Origin of the sequence: Halobaculum halobium (assembly GCF_030127145.1) — an archaeon.
Lineage (GTDB): Archaea > Halobacteriota > Halobacteria > Halobacteriales > Haloferacaceae > Halobaculum > Halobaculum halobium.
Genome location: NZ_CP126158.1, coordinates 1,815,119 through 1,832,496 on the forward strand (window position 1 = coordinate 1,815,119; position 17,378 = coordinate 1,832,496).

17 protein-coding genes are annotated in these 17,378 nt (G+C 69.3%); 5 read left to right on the forward strand and 12 right to left on the reverse strand.

Annotated features, from left to right (window positions below):
* Window positions 1–16 precede the first annotated feature (16 nt).
* Window positions 17–2,056, forward strand: a complete 2,040-nt coding sequence (locus P0Y41_RS09490) for a methyl-accepting chemotaxis protein (protein WP_284061115.1) — start codon at window positions 17–19, stop codon at window positions 2,054–2,056.
* Window positions 2,057–2,110: 54 nt separating this feature from the next.
* Here P0Y41_RS09490 and serB read toward each other — a convergent pair whose 3' ends face one another.
* A complete protein-coding gene (serB, locus tag P0Y41_RS09495) occupies window positions 2,111–2,770 on the reverse strand; it encodes a phosphoserine phosphatase SerB (protein WP_284061116.1) in 660 nt (219 codons plus the stop codon).
* A 311-nt stretch (window positions 2,771–3,081) separates the two neighbouring features.
* On the opposite strand from serB, the gene serA reads away from it, so the two are divergent.
* On the forward strand, window positions 3,082–4,680 hold the full coding sequence (gene serA / locus P0Y41_RS09500) for a phosphoglycerate dehydrogenase (RefSeq protein ID WP_284061117.1): 1,599 nt from the start codon (window positions 3,082–3,084) through the stop codon (window positions 4,678–4,680).
* 69 nt (window positions 4,681–4,749) lie between these two features.
* Here the strand turns inward: serA and P0Y41_RS09505 are convergent, their stop codons facing one another.
* From P0Y41_RS09505 to P0Y41_RS09520, 4 genes are all read right to left on the reverse strand, one after another.
* Window positions 4,750–5,232, reverse strand: coding sequence for a hypothetical protein (locus P0Y41_RS09505; RefSeq protein WP_284061118.1), 483 nt, complete (start codon window positions 5,230–5,232; stop codon window positions 4,750–4,752).
* 145 nt (window positions 5,233–5,377) lie between these two features.
* Window positions 5,378–6,640, reverse strand: a complete 1,263-nt coding sequence (gene thrC, locus P0Y41_RS09510; RefSeq protein ID WP_284061119.1) for a threonine synthase — start codon at window positions 6,638–6,640, stop codon at window positions 5,378–5,380.
* Window positions 6,641–6,769: 129 nt separating this feature from the next.
* Window positions 6,770–7,159, reverse strand: coding sequence for a helix-turn-helix domain-containing protein (locus P0Y41_RS09515; RefSeq protein ID WP_284061120.1), 390 nt, complete (start codon window positions 7,157–7,159; stop codon window positions 6,770–6,772).
* A 134-nt stretch (window positions 7,160–7,293) separates the two neighbouring features.
* Window positions 7,294–7,533, reverse strand: a complete 240-nt coding sequence (locus P0Y41_RS09520; RefSeq protein WP_284061121.1) for a DUF8001 family protein — start codon at window positions 7,531–7,533, stop codon at window positions 7,294–7,296.
* 58 nt (window positions 7,534–7,591) lie between these two features.
* Between P0Y41_RS09520 and P0Y41_RS09525 the strand changes: the two genes are divergently transcribed.
* On the forward strand, window positions 7,592–7,990 hold the full coding sequence (locus P0Y41_RS09525; RefSeq protein ID WP_284063392.1) for a VOC family protein: 399 nt from the start codon (window positions 7,592–7,594) through the stop codon (window positions 7,988–7,990).
* Window positions 7,991–8,166: 176 nt separating this feature from the next.
* On the opposite strand, the gene P0Y41_RS09530 is transcribed toward P0Y41_RS09525, so the two are convergent.
* Both P0Y41_RS09530 and P0Y41_RS09535 read right to left on the reverse strand, forming a co-directional pair.
* Complete coding sequence (locus tag P0Y41_RS09530; protein ID WP_284061122.1) at window positions 8,167–8,880, reverse strand: DUF5828 family protein; 714 nt, start codon at window positions 8,878–8,880, stop codon at window positions 8,167–8,169.
* A 117-nt stretch (window positions 8,881–8,997) separates the two neighbouring features.
* Window positions 8,998–9,219 carry a DUF8007 family protein gene (locus P0Y41_RS09535; RefSeq protein WP_284061123.1) on the reverse strand — a complete coding sequence of 74 codons (222 nt, stop codon included), beginning with the start codon at window positions 9,217–9,219 and terminating at the stop codon, window positions 8,998–9,000.
* A gap of 112 nt (window positions 9,220–9,331) precedes the next feature.
* On the opposite strand from P0Y41_RS09535, the gene P0Y41_RS09540 reads away from it, so the two are divergent.
* On the forward strand, window positions 9,332–9,706 hold the full coding sequence (locus P0Y41_RS09540; RefSeq protein WP_284061124.1) for a cupin domain-containing protein: 375 nt from the start codon (window positions 9,332–9,334) through the stop codon (window positions 9,704–9,706).
* Between the two features lies 1 nt (window position 9,707).
* Window positions 9,708–10,436 carry a DUF8052 family protein gene (locus P0Y41_RS09545; protein ID WP_284061125.1) on the forward strand — a complete coding sequence of 243 codons (729 nt, stop codon included), beginning with the start codon at window positions 9,708–9,710 and terminating at the stop codon, window positions 10,434–10,436.
* A gap of 10 nt (window positions 10,437–10,446) precedes the next feature.
* Here the strand turns inward: P0Y41_RS09545 and hemL are convergent, their stop codons facing one another.
* The 5 genes from hemL to hemC form a co-directional block, all read right to left on the reverse strand.
* Window positions 10,447–11,790, reverse strand: coding sequence for a glutamate-1-semialdehyde 2,1-aminomutase (hemL, locus tag P0Y41_RS09550; protein ID WP_284061126.1), 1,344 nt, complete (start codon window positions 11,788–11,790; stop codon window positions 10,447–10,449).
* A gap of 343 nt (window positions 11,791–12,133) precedes the next feature.
* A complete protein-coding gene (locus P0Y41_RS09555) occupies window positions 12,134–13,798 on the reverse strand; it encodes an ammonium transporter (protein ID WP_284063393.1) in 1,665 nt (554 codons plus the stop codon).
* Between the two features lie 416 nt (window positions 13,799–14,214).
* Window positions 14,215–15,045: a uroporphyrinogen-III synthase gene (locus P0Y41_RS09560; protein ID WP_284061127.1), complete on the reverse strand. Its 831-nt coding sequence runs from the start codon at window positions 15,043–15,045 to the stop codon at window positions 14,215–14,217.
* On the reverse strand, window positions 15,042–15,932 hold the full coding sequence (cobA, locus tag P0Y41_RS09565) for a uroporphyrinogen-III C-methyltransferase (protein WP_284061128.1): 891 nt from the start codon (window positions 15,930–15,932) through the stop codon (window positions 15,042–15,044). The genes P0Y41_RS09560 and cobA overlap by 4 nt, the downstream gene beginning before the upstream one ends.
* On the reverse strand, window positions 15,933–17,069 hold the full coding sequence (hemC, locus tag P0Y41_RS09570; protein ID WP_284061129.1) for a hydroxymethylbilane synthase: 1,137 nt from the start codon (window positions 17,067–17,069) through the stop codon (window positions 15,933–15,935). It abuts the gene before it with no gap.
* Between the last annotated feature and the right edge of the window lie 309 nt (window positions 17,070–17,378).

Sequence of the window (17,378 nt, forward strand, 5' to 3'; positions counted from 1 at the left end):
CGACCTTCCGCTCTCTATGAGCCATACAGGGGGGACCCAAGAGACCGGACCGGGCGTTGTGGGACGGTTCAGCGCTCGGATCGAGGAAGTAATCAGGTACACGCCGGCCGGCGACACGATCCCGGACGAGCAGTGGCGCACTCGCCACCGCACCATCCTGATCGCGCTGGTCGTACACATCCCGTTTTTGACCGCGCTGGGATTGTACGAGGGGACCGAATCGCTCGTCACGGGCGCGACGATCCCGGGAACGACGACGTGGATGGTGGCCGCGCAGGTCGCGGTGCTCGGGGGGCTGGCGGCGCTGTCGAACTGGTCGCGGCTCGACCGCCGGACCCGGACGGCGCTGTCGTCGCTGGGACTGATGGTGAGTTCGGGCTTCCTCGTCCGGTTCTCCGGTGGCTACATCGAGGCGCACTTTCACTTCTTCGTCGTCATGGCGGTCGTCGCTCTCTACGAGGACTGGGTGCCGTTCGCGCTGGGGCTGGTCTACGTGTCGGGCAGCCACGTCGTGTTCTCGCTGATCGATCCGACGACCGTCTACAACCACCAGGCGGCGATCCAGAACCCGTGGGTCTGGGCGGGGATCCACGCTGCGTTCATCCTCATGCTCGCGGCGGCGCTGATGCGCAACTGGTTCTCGATCGAGAAGTCGCGCGAGGAGGCGGCCGAGCGGATGGCGGCGGTCGAACGACAGAAGTCGCAGGTCCGCGACGCCGAGGAGGCGATGGCCGAGGCCCGAGAGCGTCGCGCGGAGGTCGAGCAGCTGAACGAGGTGCTCGAACGGAAGGCGGACGCCTACAGCGCGCGGATGGCCCGCGCCGCCGACGGGGAGTTGACCGTCCGCGTCGACGCCGAGAGCGACAGCGAGGCGATGGCCGAGATCGGCGTCGCGTTCAACGAGATGATGGACGAGATGGAAGCGGCCGTGCGTCAGGTCAAGGCCGTCTCACAGACGGTCGGAACCGCGAGCGGACAGGCGTCCACGGGCGTGACCGAGGCGACGCGCGCCGCCGACCGGATGAGCGAGGCGACCGACGAGATCGCCGACAGCGCCGAGGAGCAGCGCGGCCTGCTGGAGGAAGTCGCCGGCGAAATGAACACGCTCTCGGCGACGATCGAGGAGGTGGCCTCCTCCGCCGAGTCGGTCGCGGAGACGTCAAAGGAGACCGCTCGGATCGCCGAGTCGAGCGAGACGGCCGCCGACGAGGCGATCGAGCGCATGGACGAGGTCGAGGAGACGATCGACACCACCGTCGACAACGTCCAGTCGCTCGACGAGCAGATGGACGAGATCGGCGAGATCGTCGACCTCATCGGCGACATCGCGGATCAGACGAACCTGCTGGCGCTCAACGCGTCCATCGAGGCGGCGCGCGCAGGCGGTGGCGGCAGCGGCGACAGCAACGGGTTCACCGTCGTCGCCGACGAGGTGAAGCAGCTCGCCGAGGAGACCCAGGAGGCGGCCACCGAGATCGAGGCGCTGATCGAGCGGACGCAGTCCCGCACCGACGCCACGGTCGACGAGGTCCGCGAGGCCGAAGAACACATCACAGAGAGCGCGGCCGCCGTCGAGGAGGTGTCCGCGTCGCTCTCGACGGTCGCGGCGAACACCGAGGAGACGAACCACGGCGTCCAAGAGATCAGCAGCGCGACCGAAGACCAGGCGGCCAGCACCGAGGAGGCGGTCGCGATGATCGAGCCGGTGACGGAGATCAGCCGCCAGACGGCCGAAAGTGCCGAGGAGACCGCAGCGACCGCCGAGAACCAGACGGAGTCGATGGCGGCCGTCTCCGCCGAGACGGAGTCGCTGTCGGCGCAGGCGGACCACCTCAGCGACCTGCTCGGGGAGTTCGAGGTGGACGCTGTCGACGACGCGCCCGATTCTGGACCGGCGGGCGGCGATGCCGGCGCGGTGGGCGGTGACCGTGGACCCGCGGGCGGCAACGACGCCGCACGGGTCGCGATCGAGGACGGTGGAACGACCGACGGGGACGCCGATTTCGAGTTCGGATCGGCGCCGGAGTCCGAGTCGGAGGCGCATTCGAACCGGTAGTTTCGGGCCCGCCGAACTCTGTTCACGCCCGCGAATCTCGATCCCCGCCCGGCGTTACTCTTCGCTCGCGTCGCCGACCAGGATCCCCTCGTTCTCGAACAGTTCCGCGAGTTCGAACATCGACTCGACCACGACGTCACACGCCGGCTCGACCGCTGGCTTGGGCTCGTAGCCGACCGCCAGCCCCGCGACCTCCAGCATCGGGAGGTCGTTGGCGCCGTCGCCGACCGCGACGGTTCGCGTCATCGGCACGCCCTGCTCGCCGGCGACGCGCTCCAACTGCTCGTCTTTCGTCCCCTCGATCAGCGGGCCCTCCACGTCGCCGGTGAGGCGCCCGCCCTGGATCGGCAGGCGGTTGGCGACGATTTCGTCGACCTCCGCGTCCGCCTTCTCCAGCGCGGCGGCGACGCCGCGCTCGAAGCCGCCGGTGAAGATGACGACGTAGTGGCCGCGGTCGCGGAGGCGCTCGATCACGTCGGCGGCGCCCTCACGCAGCGCCACCTCGCCGTAGGCCGCCTCGGCGTCCTCCTCCTCCAGGTGCTCGAGGAGGGCGGCGCGCTTGCGGAGGCTCTCCGCGTAGCTGAGTTCGTCGTTCATCGCCCGCGCGGTGATGTCGGCCATCTCGTCGGCGACGCCGCACTGCTCGCCGAGCAGCACCGTCATCTCCGAGTCCGAGAGCGTCCCGTCGAAGTCGAACGCCACGAGTCGCGTCATGGCTCCCGGTTCGGCGGCCGGGGCTTCAACTCCCCGGGTTTGGTGGGTCGCCCCACCCCCGGTGACGATGCGATCGGTTCACAGTCCCGGGTGTGACCGACTCCCCGTCGAGGCGGGTCCGTCGGCGCCGTCGAGCGCGCCGCCCCTGCGTCGGGGCGACCCGCCCGCCCCACCAACCGTGCCGACGGTACACCAGCGTGCATTCTCCACCCGAAACGTGGGGGTTGACTATCCAAAGACGTGGACAGTTCCGCCGGGCGAGTTCCGCCGAGGTGGAAAGCCTTTACCTCGCGCCGAAACTCCGGTCGCGCATGAAGGTACTCGTCACGGACCCCGTCGCGGACGCGGGGATCGAGACGCTCCGAGACGCCGGCCACGAGGTCGTCACGGGCTACGAACTGGAGGGGCGGGACCTCCTCGACGCCGTCGCCGACGCGAACGCGCTGATCGTCCGCTCCGGGACCGAGGTGACCGCCGAGGTGTTCGAGGCGGCTCCCGACCTCGTCATCGTCGGGCGCGCGGGCATCGGCGTCGACAACATCGACATCGAGGCGGCGACCGACCACGGCGTCGTCGTCGCGAACGCGCCGGAGGGGAACGTCCGCGCCGCCGCCGAGCACACCGTCGCGATGACGTTCGCCGTCGCGCGCTCCATCCCGCAAGCGCACGCCCGCCTCAAGGGCGGCGAGTGGGCGAAAAGTGACTACCTCGGGCGCGAGGTCAACAACAAGACCCTCGGCATCGTCGGCCTCGGGCGCGTCGGCCAGGAGGTCGCCAAGCGCCTCGACTCGCTGGGAATGGATCTGGTCGTCTACGACCCGTACATCAACGAGGAGCGCGCCGCCCAGTTCGGGGCCGAGCTCGTCGACGACCTGACCGACTGCCTCGCCCGGTCGGACTTCGTCACCGTCCACACGCCCCTGCTCCCGGAAACCGAGGGCATGATCGGCGCCGAGGAGCTGGAGGCGATGGGCGACGCGTACCTGATCAACTGCGCGCGCGGCGGCATCGTCGACGAGGACGCGCTCGCGACGGCCGTCGATGACGGCCCCGTCGCCGGCGCCGCGCTGGACGTGTTCGCCGAGGAGCCGCTTCCCGAGGACTCGCCGCTGCTCGACGTGGACGAGATAATCGTCACGCCCCATCTCGGCGCGAGCACGGAGGCCGCCCAAGAGAACGTCGCCGTCGACACCGCCAAGCAGGTGCTCGCGGCGTTCGCCGATGAACCGGTCGTCAACGCGCTCAACGCCCCCTCGGTCGACGAGTCGGCGTTCCCGCGTATCGAGCCGTATCTCGACGTGGCCGACACCGCCGGCAGGATCGCCGCCCAGTTGCTGGGCGAGCGTATCTCCGGCGTCGAGGTTCACTACGAGGGCGACATCGCGAACGAGGATATCGACCTCGTCACCGCCAGCGCGCTGAAGGGCGTGTTCTCGCCGCTGGAGTACGAGGTCAACGCCGTCAACGCCCCGCAGCTCGCGGAGGATCGCGGGATCGAGGTGACCGAGAGCAAGACCCGTCAAGCGGAGGACTTCCAGAGTCTGGTCACGGTGACGGTGAAAGACGGCGACACCGAGCTGTCCGTCTGCGGGACTCTCTTCGCTGGCGACGACCCGCGCATCGTCCGCATCGACGGCTACCGCGTCGACGCCCGGCCGTACGGCCACATGCTCGTCGCGCGCAACCGCGACGAGCCCGGCGTCATCGGCCTCATCGGCACCGTCCTCGGCGACGCCGGCGTCAACATCGCCGGGATGTTCAACGCCCGCGAGACCATCGGCGGCGAGGCGCTCACGGTGTACAACCTCGACGACCGCCTTCCCGACGACGCCGTCGAACGCCTGCTCGCAGACGACCGGATCATCTCCGTCGACCGAATCGTACTCGACGACGCTGAGAACGGCCGCTGAGAACGGCCGCTGAGAACGACCGCGGCTCACACACGGCGTCGGATCGCGACGAGGTCCAAACGAGTTCGGTCAGGGCCGCCGCAACCGCTGGAGCACGCGCTCTATCACCGACCGATCTGTTGACGGTTCCTCCGAGCGATTCGCTGACCGATCCCTCGACCGACCCGCTGACCGATCTTCTGACCGATCTCCCGGCGAACGAGTCGGCGTCGGATCCGCGCCGGCGGGGTCCCCGCCGGGGACTGCCTCCCCGCCCCGTCCGCCCGCGCTGTCGCCGTCGGCGGTGTCACCGTCCCTCGCCGTCCGTCCCGCCCGCGCCGCATCCAGCAACGTCTCGTAGCGCTCGACGATCCGGTCTTGTTCGCGTCGCTTCTCGTCGAGACGGGTGCGGAGCCGTTCGTTCTCCCGTCTGAGTTCCTCGATCGTCTCAGCGTTCACCGGGCTATCGGCGGCGTTGTCCCCCCCGGTTCCGCCACCGACTGCCCGAGATCCGTCCCCCCGGGCCCTCTGTTCGCCGCTCCGCTGCTCCCGGCTCACGCGTTCCCCAACCATGTTACATAGTACCGAACGAGTCCGCAAAAACCCCTGTCGGACGAGCGGGTGACACGCGAACAACGGGAGTCGGACGGAGGGGAGCCGACCGCCGCGCGATACCGGTTCCCGATCCGGGAAACCACTCTGACCGCCCGCGAATGGCTTACTGGGCGCCGATGTGGTCCAGCACCGCCTCGGTGGAATTGGCCACGGGTTCGGGGTCGCCGCCGGCCTCGTAGGCGGCGTCGGGGTCCTTCAGCAGGTGACCGGTCGTGAGACACACCACGTCCTCGTCGGCGTCCACGCGTCCCGCCTCGCGGAGCTTCCGGAGGCCGGCGACGGAGGCAGCGGAGGCGGGTTCGACGCCGACGCCCTCGCGAGCGAGATCCCGCTGGGCCTCGGTGATCGCCTCGTCGTCGACGGCGACGGCGGTGCCGCCGGTCTCGCGGATGCCCGGCAGCGCCTTCGGCGCGTTCACCGGGTTGCCGATGCGGATGGCGGTCGCGCGCGTCTCCACGTTTTCCCAGCGGCGGACCTCGTCGTTGCCCTCCTCGATGGCCTCGACCATCGGCGCGGCGCCGGCGGCCTGCACGCCCGTCAGCTTCGGCACCTCGTCGGCGTCCATCGCGCCGGCGGCGACGAGTTCGCGGAACGCCTTGAACAGCGCCGAGGTGTTGCCCGCGTTGCCGACGGGGAGGACGATCCGGTCGGGGAACGTGCCGTAGTCGTCGCGGAACTCCTCGAGGATCTCGAAGCCGATCGTCTTCTGGCCCTCTAGGCGGAAGGGATTGAGCGAGTTGAGGAGGTACACCTCGCCCCGGTTCGCGAGGTCCTGCACGATGTCGAGGCAGGCGTCGAAGTTGCCGTCGACCTCCAAGATTCGGGCGTCGTGGAGGCTCGCCTGTGCGACCTTCCCGGCGGCGACCTTCCCGGCGGGGAGGAGGACGAGCGTCTCCATGCCCGCGCGGGCGCCGTAGGCGGCCAGCGCGGCGGAGGTGTTGCCGGTGGAGGCGCACGCGAGGCGGCCGACGCCGAGCTCGCGGGCGACGCGGACGCCGACGGTCATCCCGCGGTCCTTGAACGAACCGGTGGGATTCATGCCCTCGTGTTTGATCCGGAGGCGGTTCACGCCGACGTCCTCGCGCAGGCGGGGAACCTCGTGCAGTGGGGTGTGCCCCTCCGGGAGCGAGACGCCCTCCTCGAAGGGAAGCGCGGCCGAATACCGCCAGACGCCCTCGCCGGAGAACTCGTCCCACGCGGGCGGGTCAGCGTAGCGGACCTCCAGCAGGCCGTCGCAGTCGTCGCAGGTGAAGCGGACCTCGTCGAACGGGGCGAACTGCCCGCCGCAGGCGATACACTCCAGCCAGACGCCGTCGTCGGCGACTGACGGGGCGTCTTGCGTCGGCGCGTCGAGAGAGAGGCTCATGAGGTAGCGGTCGAACTCGCCGGGTAAAAGTCGGCCGTTCGTGGCGGGTAGTGCCAGCCGGGGCTCGACGGAGAGAGAGGTTCGCGGACGACCGCCGCGCGGCGCACCCTCGTCGGCAGGGACCGCGGGCTACCCGTCGCCCGCCTCGCGCTGCTCGTCGAACGTCTCGATGACTTCGTGGACGGTCTCGGCCCACTCGTCGAGCGCCCCGTGGAGGAGCTCTTTCGCCTCCGGCAGCGGCGTCGCGGTGTACTGATACACGTAGCCACCGGGGTCGAGCAGTCGTCGCTCGCGCTCGGCCAGCCCCTTCTCCAGCAGCGTCGTGAGCGAGCGGTTCACGTTCGATCGATCGCGTTCGAGGACGCCGGCCAGTTCTTCGACGGTGCTTCCGGGGTTGTCGAGCAACCGGAGGTACGTCCGACTCTCGTGCTTCTGAATGCCGAAGACGCACGCCATCACGTGCCCGAAGCTGGGATCGTTCGTGTCGATGAGGTCCTCCATGTCCGGCGCGTCGCTCATGTCGGGTCACCCGACGACCGCGCCGCGAATAAACCCCGGCGGTCGCGGCGACCGGGCGGCAACGCGACCGTCCGGTACCGAGACAGCACGTCGCGACTGACCTCGCCGCGCTCACTCGGCGGTCAGCGCTCGTCTCACTCGTCCTGCTTCGCGTAGCCCATCTTCTTGATGCAGGTGACCATTCCGGCCTCGTCGTCGTGTTTGTGCAGCCGCGTCGGCGTGTCGCAGTAGAACGTCTCGCCGTCGTGACGGAGCGTGAGCGTCTGCTCGCTCCCGAACAGATCGGCGGTGACGACGACCCGCCGCCCCTCCCAGAGCTCGTCGATGATCTCCTCGGCAGTGAGCTCGCCGGCGTCGACCTCCAGTGGTTTCATGTCCGGGCATGAGCGGGGCGTGGTAATGTTTCTTGTCTCCTGGTCGCTAATGTCCGGCGTGAACGTCCGCACTATCGATCACGTGAACCTCCGAATTCCCGCCGACGGGCTGGCGGACGCCGGCGCGTTCTACGCCGACGGACTCGGCTTCGAACTGGAAGGCGTCGACCGCTTCGAGGCGGGCGAGAAGCCGTTCTTCGACGTCCGACTCGCTCCGGAACACGTGATCCACCTGTGGCCGACCGACGAGTTCGAGCCGCCGACGGCGACGAACTACGACCACGTCGCGCTCGTCGTCGAAGCAGACGTTGCGACGGTCACCGAGGCGCTCGCCGACGCGGGGATCGAGGTGGAACGGCGGCTCGACAGTCCGCTGGGGGCGACGGGCGAGGCGGGCGCGGTGTACGTCCGCGACCCGTTCGGCTACCGCGTGGAACTGAAGGAACCGGTCGAATAGGGCCCGGCGCCGGCGTCGACGACCGTGCCGGTGACCGCGTGCGAACCGAGACGCAGTCCGCTCTGCCCGTGCGCTGCTTCGAATCTGCCTCCGAAGGAACCGGCCGCCGGAGCGGCCTCAGTTCGTTGTCGGGTCCTTCGAATCTGCCTCCGAAGGAACCGGCCGCCGGAGCGGCCTCAGTTCGTTGTCGGATTCGACTCTCCGTCGCTCCCGTCTTCGACCGTCTCGACCGGCGCCTCCGCGCCCTCCGCGGCCTCGGACGCCTCGACGACCTTCTGGGTGTCGACGTGCCACCGGTCGACCTCGTCCTCGTACGACGAGAGCCGCTCGGACACCGCGGACTTCAACCGGTCGTCGTTGACGTTCACCTCGAAGATGAACTCCGGGCCGCCCTCCCCGCGGGTGGACTTCTGGATGTTCGCGGAGACGAGTTCGTTGTCGAAGTAGTACGGCGCGATCTGTGTCATCACGCGCTGGTACACCGTGTTCTCGAGCTTTCGAACGGCCTTGCGCCCTGCGGAGTCGGCCGCGCGCGCGACGTGGTCGATGGAGTCTCTCCACGAGTCGAGCGCGCCGTCGTTGTCGCCGTTCTCGACGTGCTCGTACGACTCGGAAAGCTTCTCGCCGGCCGTCTGGAGGTCCTCCTCGGGTGTCTTTCCCTCCTGCTCGCCTTTCCCCTCGGCGACGCTCGCCTGTTCGGCGGTCTTCTCGTTCACGTCCTCGCCGAGGCGCTCGTGGGCCTTGGGCCGCCACTCGTTCCAGGCCTCGAACGCCTCGGAGTACTCCTCGGAAGCACCGGCGTCTTGGAGCGCGCGAGTGATGCGTTCGCCGTGCTCGACGGCGTCCCCCCACTCTCCGCGCACCTTGAAGCCGGAGATGCTCTCTTCCATGCGATTAGCAGCCGCGTACGCCCTGGAGCCGTATAAGGGTCCCTCTGTCGTCGCGCGAAGGTCGGATGCGAGACGGACTCGCGCCCCCACGTTCCCCCGACCCGCGCTGGTTCCGGGTCAGCGTCGTCCGTAGGTGAGGCGGGTCCCGAGGTCGTCGAGCGCGGAGGCGACGCTGCTGAACCACGCGGTCGGCGACGTCCGTCGGAGGTCTCCCTCGTCGAGTTCGATCCGTTCGTCGCCGAACGGATCGCGGTCGGCGGCGCCCTCACCGTCCTCCGTCGCGTCCACGACCGTCGTCATCGAACACCGGCCGCACGTTTCACGATCGCCGTGTCCCATGGTACTTGGTGACAACATTGGTGACGACGAGCATAAACCCTCGGCTCCGGCGCCGGCGACCGCGTCGGCGTCGGACGACGGGCTTTTCATCCCCGTGAGCCTCCCGCGAGGTATGGGTTACCACGTCATCGATCCCGACGAACTAGCGGCCGTCCCGGACCGACCGTGCGAACTCCGCCGCGTGAGCGAGGCGGCGGAGTTCGAGCAGATGGTCGCCAACTGGTTTCGAGCGGATCCCGGCGAGGACGTTCCCCTGGCGTACCACTACCACGACGATCAGGAGGAGTTGTTCTACGTGATCGCGGGCACGCTCCACGTCGAAACGCCCGATGAGACGTTCGAGGTGCCGGAGGGATCGTTGTTCGCCGTCGAGCCGGACAGCCCCCAGCGCGCGCACAACCCCGCCGACGCCGACGACCCGGTGACGCTGCTCGCGGTCGGCGCGCCCGCCGTCGACGACGTCCACCCGTACGAGCCGGAGGAGTAAGATGAGCGAGGACGATCGGGAGAAGCACGCCGACGCCGATGGCTCCGGCGGCGGGGTCGACCCGGGGACGGCCGACGACGGCGCCCTCGGCGGGAGAGCGGAGCCGCGGACGGACGAGCACGGCCGGATTCTCGACGGCGCCGCCTACGAGGACGTCCCCGTCTGGGACGACGAGTACCTCGACCGCGCGAGCGACCGGCTCATGTTCAACTACGACCTCGAACGCGACTACCGCGTTCGCGGGGAGCGCTTCGACCTCTACGGGCTGATGCGCATCGAATCACAGAAGCAGTTCTTCCACCCGTCGCTCGGCTACGGCGACCACCACAGCGACGAGTACCTGTTCGCCCGCCGGCAGTCGTCCGTGACGGTCGGCGAGCTGGAGCGGATCGTCCAGTTGGGCCACGCTCTCGCCGACGAGCGTGTCGAGGGCGACGAGGAACACTACGGGACGGACCTCTCGTTCGTCATCATCGTCCCGGAGATCCCCGAGGACGTGCGGGAGTTCGTCGTCGACTTCCGCGAGCGACAGCTCCTGAAGTACGGCTACTTCGGCCACTACGAGATCAACCTCGGCGTCGTCTCGCCTGACCGCGAGGCGGCGGTCGCGAGCCGCGAGGCCGACGTCGTGTCGGCGTTCGCGCTGTGGGACGAGGTGCCCGAGCGCCGCTCTCAGCGCGGGTACATCACGCGGCTGGTCGGGACGGTCCGCGAGAAGCTCCTCGGCTGAGGCGCGCGCCTTACAGGGCGTCCTTGTACGCCTCCAGCGTTTCGTCGATGTCAGCCTCCGTGTGCGCGTACGAGACGAACTGCGACTCGAACTGATTGGCGGTGAGCCAGATCCCACGCTCTTTCATCTCCTGCCAGAACACGCGCTCCCAGCGCTCGGTCGCCGCCGCGGCGGTGTCGGCGCCGGTTTTCGGGCAGGTCTCGAACCGGGGACACGACTCGCGCTGACGACAGCCGCCGCCGCAGTGGTTCTCGAACGTTTCGGGCGCCCCACGGGTGAACATCGTCTTGAACATGGAGTCGGTGCCGACGACGGTGTACTCGGGCGCCTGGTCCTCGCAGATGTCTTGGATCCCGGACCGAAGCCGATCCCCGAGGGCGTTCACGTGATCGTACACGTCGTGTTCGGCGGCGTAGCGGAGGTACTCGTGGCCCGCGGCCATCGTGACCGGGTGCCCGGAGAAGGTTCCGGACTGGAACACGTCGCCGCTGGGGGTGAAGTGCTCGACGATCTCGGCGGGGCCGCCGATCGCGCCGACGGGGAAGCCGCCGCCGATGATCTTCCCGAAGGTGGTGAGGTCGGGCGTGACGCCGAACTTCCCCTGGGCACACTGGAGGCCGCCGACGCGGAAGCCGGTGATCACCTCGTCGAAGATCAGCAGCGAGTCGTGGTCGTCACAGAGGTCCCGCAGCGCTTCGTGATAGCCGTCGACGGGCATGACGATCCCGTAGTTCGCGAGGATCGGCTCGGTGAGCACGGCGGCGATCTCGTCGCCGTGTTCCTCGAACGCCTCGCGGATCGCCACCTCGTCGTTGAACGGGACGGCGATCGTGTGCTCGGCGAACTCGTCGGGGATCCCCGGCGACGAGGGATGGGTGTGGGAGGGGTCATCGCCTGCCTCGACGAGGGTGGACTCCTGGGCGCCGTGGTAGCCGCCCTGCATGACCACGATCTTGTCGCGGCCGGTGTACGCGCGGGCGAGGCGGACCGCAGAGACGGTCGCCTCGGTGCCGGAGTTGACGAACCGCAGCATCTCGACGCTGGGGACGTGGCGGGCGACGAACTCGGCGTGGTCGATCTCGATCTCCGTGGGGCCGCCGTACATCGGCCCCTGACTTGCGTGGCGCTGGACCGCGGACTGGACCTGCTCGGGAGCGTCGTGGCCGTACAGCAGCGGGCCGTACCCCATGACGTAGTCGAGATATCGGTTGCCGTCGGCGTCGATCACGTGCGCGCCGTCGCCGCGTTCGATCACGAACGGGTACGGCCGCGTCGCGCGGACCGACGAGTTCACGCCGCCGGCCAGCACCGAGAGCGCGCGGTCGTACAGCTCCCGCGATCGGTCGTGGTTCATACGCCGCCCTACGGGTGTGTCCCCGAAAGTAGTTTCTGGGTCGCGGCGGGCGCCGCCGCTATCGGTGTGGCGTGTCGGACAGAATCGGGTGACGACGCCGCGACGGGCTGGCGGACCGTCGCGGCGAGAGCCGGACGCGTCACCCGGCAGACGGCTACGGCGGCCGCGGAGGCGGTGACACGGAACGTGGCACGGTGGCGGGCGCGAGGAGGTGAGCACCAGTACCAGTGGGGTCCTCCGTCGCGTACCTCCGGCGGCCGCGTCCGCGCCGACTGCGAAAGCGGGCGTCCGGTCGTTTCGCTGCGCTGTACGTGGGTTCGTCGCTGCCGCGAGGCGGGGACGCTCAGACCGCGCTGCGTCCCTCCTCGCCGGTCCGGATCTGGTAGGCGTTCTCGACGGGCAGGACGAACACCTTGCCGTCGCCCTTCTCGCCGGTCTGTGCGGCGTCGCTGATCGCCGCTGCGACGTCCCCGGCCGGGATGTCCGCGACGACGCACTCGATCTTCACTTTCTGGTGGAGGTCGACCGTGTACTCCTCGCCGCGCCACTGGCCCTTCTTCGCGGGCTGGCTGCCGCGGCCGGAGACGTTCGTCACCGTCAGGGAGGGCGCGCCGACCTCCGCGAGGCCGGTCTTGACGTCCGAGAGCTTGTCCGGGCGGATGAACGCCGTCACCAGCTTGATCTCGCCGTCGTTTGCCTCGCCGCCGTCGGTGCGGATGATGTCGTTCTCGCCGCCGTCGGTGACGGTGTCGGGCTTGCCGAACTCGGGGTAGGTGTCGACGCCGTGTTCGGAGACGTCGAGGCCGTCGCGCTCGTGTTCGGGGGAGACGCGGGCCTGACCCACGGACTTGAACAGCCCGAACACCGCGCCGGTCGCCAGGATTGTCCACGCTGCGATGACGACGACGCCGACGACCTGTGCGGCCAGCAGGGTCGCGCTGAACCCGTCGACGTGGAAGAACGGGAGCAGGAGTGCGCCGACCACACCCGCCGAGCCGTGGACGGGGAAGACTGCACACACGTCGTCGATCTTCAGGCGCTTCTCGACGAACTCGAAGACGAAGGGAAGCTGTGCCCCGGCGATAAGGCCGGAGATGATGCCCCCGTACCAGACGACGACGTTCGCGGAGGCAGTCACGCCGACCAGGCCCGCCAGCAGCCCGTTTGCGACGTACAGCGTGTCGACCTTGCCGGATTTGTACAGCGCGGCCAGCCCGGCACCGACGGCCCCTGCGGCCATGCCGAGCGTAGTGTTCAGCGCGACGCGGCCGACGTAGTCGAACGCACCGAGCACGAGCGAACCGTCCTGAACGGCGAACACCGTCGCGGCCGTCCCGACGTTGAATCCGTACCAGCCGAACGCGAGGATCAGCGTTCCCAGCGCCGCGAACGTCATCGAGTGGCCGGGGATGACGTTCGTCGAGCCGTCGGAGTTGTAGCGATCCATCCGCGGGCCGATGACGTACGCCGCCGTGAGGCCGGCGATGCCGCCCATCCCGTGCACGATCATGCCGCCCGCGAAGTCAGCGAAGCCGACTCCGCCGAGCGCGTCAGCGATGAAGCCGTTCGCCGCGCCGTCGTTAACCGCCAACAGGCCGCCGCCCCAGGTGAAGCCGGTGACCACGGGGTAGATGACCGCGGCCAGCAGGACCGTGTAGCTAACGTACGCACGGAGCTTCGCACGGCCGGCCACAGCGCCGGAGACGATCGTCGCGGCGGTCATGGCGAACACCGCGCCGAACAGCCAGCCGACCCAGTCGTTGACTGCGTTTGTCGTCATCGTGGCGTAGAGGTCGGCGACGGTGATACTCCCGCTGCTCGTCAGCGTGCCGACGACCGTAGAGAAGCCCGCACCGACGATAAAGAAGGCGAGAACGCCGACACTCCACGTCAGGAGGTTCTTCGTCAGCTGGTTCGCGACGTTCTTCGAGCGCACCTGGCCGGCCTCCAGCATCGCGAAGCCGGCGTGCATGAAGAAGATGAGGAAGGTGACCACCAGCACCCACATCAGGTTGATCCCCTCCGCCAGGACCGCGGGGTCGACTTGTAGGAGCGTCACTGTTCCACCTCAACCGATCCACAACTGTTCAGCAGTGCCGTGAATTCCGTGTCGTTCTGGTACATCTCGACGGTAGACGGGCCGATTTGGATATACATAAAGGTTGGAGTTGAAATATTCAACTTTCGGGTGGCCTATTCACACGGGCGTCGGATCTTCAGGTGAATATAGGTCATATAAGGATGTAACATCGTCACACGCGTGGCAATTGTTGCACTCGGAGTTGACGCACATAGTGACAGGCGAGAAATATATAAGGTGACGATCTGCCGGATCCGCCCGAAATACCTCGCGCGCGCTTCCGAGTTCAGCGATCGGTGCGGCGGCCGATTGTTCGAACCGATCCGTTCGCCGACGAGCGCCGATCAGGCGTCCAACTCGGATTCGCTCAACTCGGCGACGACTGATTCGGCGAGCGTCTCGAACGTCGCTTCCGCTGGCACCACGTCGACGGCGACGCCGTGTGATTCGGCCGTCTCGCGGGTTGGATGACCGATACAGCCGACTACGGCGTCGTTCACGCCCGCCAGCGCCTCCTCGCGAACGCCCCGCTCGTCGGCTGCGTCGAGGAAGTGCTCGACCGTGAGCGAGGAGGTGAAACACGCCCCGTCGAGGTCGCCGGCGGCGGCCGCTTCGACGGAGTCGCCGCTGCCCTCCGGCCGAACGAGTTCGTACAGCACCGTCTCGCGGACGGTCGCGCCGGCGTCGCGGAGGCCGTCGAGCAGCACCTGGCTCCCGTGGTCGGACCTGGCGACCTCGATCCGGACGCCGTCGACGCTCAGCGCGTCGAACGCGGCGACGAGGCCGGTCGAGGAGTACTCGTCCGGGATCAGATCGACCGGCCAGCCGGCCTCCCGGACCGCGTCGGCCGTCGAGGGGCCGATGCACGCGATCGCGGGCCCCTCGCCCGTTCTGGCGGTAGTTCCGTCTCGCCCGTCGCCGCCGACGTCGGCTGGCGACCACCCGGCCTCGTCCGCGAGTTCGACGCCCGTCTTCGAGGTGAACACGATCCAGTCGGCGCCCTCCGGCACCGCGCCGGTCGGTCGGATCGAAAGCATCGGGTCGGGGACGGCCTCGGCGCCGAGCGCAGCGAGCGTCTCGACCGCCTCGGTCAGCCGCTCGTCGTCGGGGCGGAACACCGCGACGCGCGGGCGGTCGGTCCCACCGGCGGCTCCGTCGCCGCCATCGGCGCTCATGCGCCGTCACCTCCGCCGTCCCCGGCGATACTCCCGACTGTATCGCCGTCGCCGCCGTCACCGTCGCCGGTGACGCCCGCGGTCGCGGCCGCGTCCCCACGACCGCGCAGTAACTCGATCACCCGGGCACGGGTCCCGGCGACCTCGCCGATCACGGTGATCGCGGGCGGCTCGATATCGGCGGCGTCGCGCACGTCGACGATGTCCGCGAGGGTTCCGGTCGCGACGCGCATCTCCGGCCACGTGCCGCGCTCGACGAGCGCGACGGGCGTCTCGGGGGCCATTCCGGCGTCGAGCAGTTCCGCGGTGTACAGCGGCAGCTTCCCGACGCCCATCAGCACGACGATGGTGCCGCCGGTGGCCGCGAGGGCCTCCCAGTCGACAGCCGACTCGTCTTTCGTCGGGTCCTCGTGGCCCGTGACGAACGAGACGGAGGAGGCGTGATCGCGGTGGGTGACCGGGATGCCGGCCACGCCCGGGGCGGCGATCGGCGAGGTGACGCCCGGGACGACCTCGAAGGGAACGCCGTGGTCGGCGAGGTGTTCGGCCTCCTCGCCGCCGCGGCCGAAGACGAACGGGTCGCCGCCCTTCAGGCGGACCACGTGGTTGCCGGCCTCAGCGAGCTCGACGAGCCGGTCGTTCGTGTACTCCTGGCTGGTCCGCTCGCCGCCGGCGCGCTTGCCCACGTCCTCGCGCTTGTCCTCGGGAATGGAGCCGAGGATTTCGGGGCCGGGGAGCTTGTCGTGGAGAACCACGTCCGCCTCGTCGATCAGACGGCGCGCCTTCAGCGTGAGCAGTTCCGGGTCGCCGGGTCCCGAACCGACCAGCGAGACGAAGCCGCCGCCGCGGTCGATTTCGTCGCCCGCGGCGTCGCCGTCGCGACTCATCTACGCGTCGCCCTCCTCCGCTCGCTTGGCGGTCTCGGTCTCGGCGGACCGCTTCGCGGCCTGGATGAGTTCGGCGGCCCCCTGTTCGCGCAACGAATCGGCGAACTCCGCGGCGGCCTCGCGGTGGGTGCGCAGCGGGAGATCGCGGTTCGCCGCCACCTCGGTGTCGCCGTCGGCAGACAGCACCCGGACGCGGGTGCTGACGTGTTCGCCCTGTACGAGCGCGTTGACGCCGATCGGGGCGATGCAGCCGCCGCCCAACTCCGAGAGCACGGTGCGCTCGACGCTGGTGGCGACGCGGGTCGGCTCGTGGTCCATCGCCGACCGGATCGCCTCGATCACGTCCGGGTCGCTCGCGGTGACGGCGACGGCGCCCTGGCCGGGGGCGGGGACGTGGTCCGCGCGGTCGAGGCGCTCGACCTCGTACTCGTCGCGGTAGAACAGGTCCGAACGCCGGAGACCGGCCTCCGCGAGCACGATCGCGTCGTACTCGTGGTCGACCTCGTGTTCGAGCGCGCCGCGCTGGAACTCGGTGAGGTCGTCGAACCACTCCTCGACGCTGCGCTCGTACTCGTCGTCGGTCTCCCGGAACTCCGCGGCCTCCCCCTTCTCGTTGGCCTCGGCCTCGACCCGGCGCTCGTGTTCGGCCTGCAAGTCCGGCGCGATCAGCTTCTGGATCCGTGTGTCGACGTTGCCGCGCAGCGGGAGCACCTCCAGGTCGGGCCGCTCGGCGAGCACCTGGGCCTTCCGGCGCAGCGAGGAGGTGCCGACGACCGAGCCGCGGGGGAGGTCCGCGAGGTCGCCGCCGTCGCGGGTGACGAGCGCGTCGCCGGCGGGCGCGCGCTCGCCGACGGCCGCGACGACGAGGCCGTCGGGCATCTCGGTGGGCATGTCCTTCAGCGAGTGGACCGCCGCGTCCACGTCGCCCGCGAGCACGTGTTCGTCGAGCGCGCGCACGAACGCGCCGGTGCGGCCGAGTTCGGTGATGAGCTCCTCGTCGAGTCGGTCGCCCCGCGTCTCCACCTCGACCAGCTCCACGTCGCGGCGGCGCGTCGAGATCTCGTCTCGGACGCCCGCCGCCTGTCGGAGCGCGAGGTCGGAGCCGCGGGTTGCGAGCCGCAGCGTCCCGGTTGTCATACCCGAAACTCCGGCGCGACCGGGGAAAACGGGTTCGCTTCGCCAACACGGCGGGACGGTGGACCGTCCCACGGCCACCCGCCGTCGGCCGCGTCGCAACCTTCGCCGGACCGGTACCGTTTTTATCGATCGAGGGAGTACCACCGAGTATGACAGCGAACGCCGTCGCTCACGTTCGCGACTCCTTCGAGCGACGCGTTCGCGGTGCCGCGGCCCGGAGCCGACCCTCCGCGCCGCGACGACCGGGCCGCTAGGCCCACACATCACCACTCCCTCGTCGGTCCGACCCGCTCGCGTTCCTCCGGGTAG